The organism is Paenibacillus campinasensis, from assembly GCF_002272015.1.
GTDB lineage: Bacteria > Bacillota > Bacilli > Paenibacillales > Paenibacillaceae > Paenibacillus_AQ > Paenibacillus_AQ campinasensis.
This window is the reverse complement of sequence record NZ_NPBY01000040.1, coordinates 1-1,467: the sequence shown is the minus strand read 5'-3', so window position 1 is coordinate 1,467 and position 1,467 is coordinate 1. Positions and strand designations below refer to the sequence as shown.

General features: G+C 46.1%; 1 protein-coding gene. It reads left to right on the top strand.

Annotated features, from left to right (window positions below; all coding sequences use genetic code 11):
* The first annotated feature begins 615 nt into the window (after window positions 1–615).
* Window positions 616–1,425, top strand: coding sequence for an AAA family ATPase (locus CHH67_RS12925; protein ID WP_095265605.1), 810 nt, complete (start codon window positions 616–618; stop codon window positions 1,423–1,425).
* The last annotated feature ends 42 nt before the right edge of the window (window positions 1,426–1,467 follow it).

Genomic DNA, 1,467 nt, shown 5'->3' with positions numbered 1-1,467 from the left:
AAAGGGCAGTCAGAATCATTTAAGACTCTGGCGGCCGCGTCGCACTCTATGTGAGTGCGTGGATTGAAATCATACCAGCAAGCTCCAAGCGAAGTCGATTACTCAAGTCGCACTCTATGTGAGTGCGTGGATTGAAATATAAACACCAGAAGTACACCGAACCACAGTGACTGTCGCACTCTATGTGAGTGCGTGGATTGAAATACCGGAGTGATGCTTGGAGGCTTTCGTAGGGGCGAATTGTCGCACTCTATGTGAGTGCGTGGATTAAAATGTACGCCGATTGGATTAACCGTCCCACGGTGTTATACGTCGCACTCTATGGAGTGTGTGGATTGAAATAGGCGCCCAGGCAAACTGCCCACTCGCTTTACGGCGTACTCCATGTGAGCGTATTGAAATTGTGCTCCGGTCCCGAGGCTAACAGGCAATCAAATAAACATGTGTGAATGAAGAATGGCGCGAGTTTTGCGTTATTCTTTTTTTCATACTTAGTGATGTTTCATCGTGTGAAGGGATGGTCTATCGTCCGGAAGGTGAGGGCGGCTCTAAGAATGCCATGTCTTTTTTTGGTACAATAGAATGCAAGTTATTGGGCGGGGGAGGAGAGAGAGTATGATTTATTTAAGGAGTTTTAAGATTTCCAGTTATACAGATCGAAATCCCAACATATATCCGGATCATGTGTTTAGGCATATCGCTGGCGAGGTGCTCTGGTTTGATCGAATTACGGTGCTGTACGGCAACAATGGCAGCGGCAAATCGACTTTGCTCAATGTCATAGCCAATAAGTTGAATATTAAGGGTGCTGAGAAGATGTCCAGTCATGGGCACAGTATCTATGTTCAGCGGTTTCTTGAGATGAGCAGCTGCCAGTTCGGGCAGGATGAACGGGAGCAAGAAATCAGGCAGCTTCCTGATGGAAGCCGCTATCTGAAGTCAGAAGATATTATGTATGAGATTAAGAAAATACAGCAATCCTCCGTGCTGCGGGAGGCGTTGTTGCATGAACAGCGGAGTAAAGGAAAATCCCAGGATCAGGTTGAAGAATATGAAGCATCCTATGCGTTTGCCAAGAAGCTGGACGACATTCAATTTTCCCAGGAAAAATACTCAAATGGGGAGACCTCGATGCAGTTTTTTGAGGAATACCTGCTGCCCGGACAATTGTACTTATTGGATGAACCGGAAACCTCGCTTTCTCCTGCTAACCAAATCAAGCTTGCCGAGCAGATCAATGAGTTGGCACGCTATTTTGACAGTCAATTCATTATTGCCACGCATTCTCCCTTTGTTCTAGGTACATTAAACGCCAAAATTTACAATCTGGATACCACGCCCTTGCAAACGGCAGCATGGTTTGAGCTGGACAATGTACGATTCTTCTATCGATTTTTCGATAAACATAAGCGGTTGTTTGAATGAGCGTATTGCGCGATAGCAAGGGATCTGGGAGGGAGGGGTCAT

Excerpts from the sequence above, each read along its gene's own strand:
- CHH67_RS12925 (WP_095265605.1), top strand. The coding sequence starts at position 616 with ATGATTTATTTAAGGAGTTTTAAGATTTCCAGTTATACAGATCGAAAT.